Raw genomic sequence first — 1,150 nt, 5'->3', positions numbered from 1 at the left:
ATCAATGTTGTCGAAGTCTAAAGCTTCACCGTATATAGTAACCTTACTCCGCTCTTTTGTTCTTTCTGATTAATACTTAAAATTAACTTATTTAGTGAAAATCAAACTTAAGACGTATATAAAAAATAACTAGGTAATTGCCGAGCCTAAAATTTCGGCAAATAAAAAACACAACGTAAACCCGAAAATTAACGTATTTTTACACGTTACTTTTCATATACAAACACGTTGTAAGCAATGTAAGACAACACGCATGACAACTGAAATAAGAGAAGAATTTGAGCAACTTTACTCTAAAATAATACAATTAGATGGAGAGATTTTACAATCTAACTTTCCTTTTAAAATAAAACTAGAGTTATGGGAAAACCCAAAAAAGTTTTACCCGAAAGACCCAAATAAAAATACTGACGAAATAAAAAAGTATGTTAAAATTAAATTAGACCAATACCCTGACCCAAGGATAATCTATGGTTAATCTAATAAGTGTAGAACAGATTTTAATTTATCAACTATTTTCTGACATTCTTGTGAGTAATATTCTTGACCTTTATCTGATAAAATACCTAATGGATAGTAGTTGTTGTCAAAACGTTTGAGAAATAAGTTAAGTTCGGAGTTTAATTCATCATTTTGTTTAAAGTACTCTACGTCGTCTTTTATGTGATAAAACAAATTAATCATAGTGTTTTTAATGTGGTATAAATCCCTCTGAATAAAGAAAGGTTCTTCCCAATTTTTATCATTATGAAAAGCTAAACAATGAGAAATATGTCTAACAAAAACACTACCGTACTGTTGATTTGATGACTCTAATAAAAATACGTTCCAAATATGATTGTAGTTCAATTTTATGTCAGAACCTAATCGAGAATTAAAATCATCTAAATTGACACTTACGATTTCTAATTGTTTTGTATGAAAGTTAAAGTTTGACTTTTTAACACCATCTGAATCATAAATAATATTTTTGCTTAATGACATAATAACTTAAATTAGACAACGAATATATAAAATAAAACACTGCTTACAACAAAGAACTGAGGTAAAAAACAACATATTTCTTCATTAATTTTTGACATTATTATTCTAGGCTTACAGATTGAAAGATGGATCTATAAGCTGTTTTTTTATTTAGATTTTGGTTATT

Annotated in this window: 2 protein-coding genes; one reads left to right on the top strand and one right to left on the bottom strand. The window is 27.4% G+C overall.

The genetic code is table 11. The annotated features are described in order from the left end of the window. Positions 1–253 precede the first annotated feature (253 nt). Entirely contained in the window at positions 254–478 is a 225-nt protein-coding gene (locus tag VZD24_RS15205) for a hypothetical protein (protein WP_342688108.1), read from the top strand. On the opposite strand, the gene VZD24_RS15200 is transcribed toward VZD24_RS15205, so the two are convergent. Next, positions 475–984: a hypothetical protein gene (locus VZD24_RS15200; RefSeq protein ID WP_342688109.1), complete on the bottom strand. Its 510-nt coding sequence runs from the start codon at positions 982–984 to the stop codon at positions 475–477. The genes VZD24_RS15205 and VZD24_RS15200 overlap by 4 nt on opposite strands. Positions 985–1,150 lie beyond the last annotated feature (166 nt).

It is taken from the genome of Aequorivita flava, assembly GCF_038742595.1.
Classification (GTDB): Bacteria; Bacteroidota; Bacteroidia; order Flavobacteriales; family Flavobacteriaceae; genus Aequorivita; species Aequorivita marisscotiae.
Note: the sequence above shows the minus strand (reverse complement) of the source record. Positions and strands in the feature narration are given on the sequence as shown.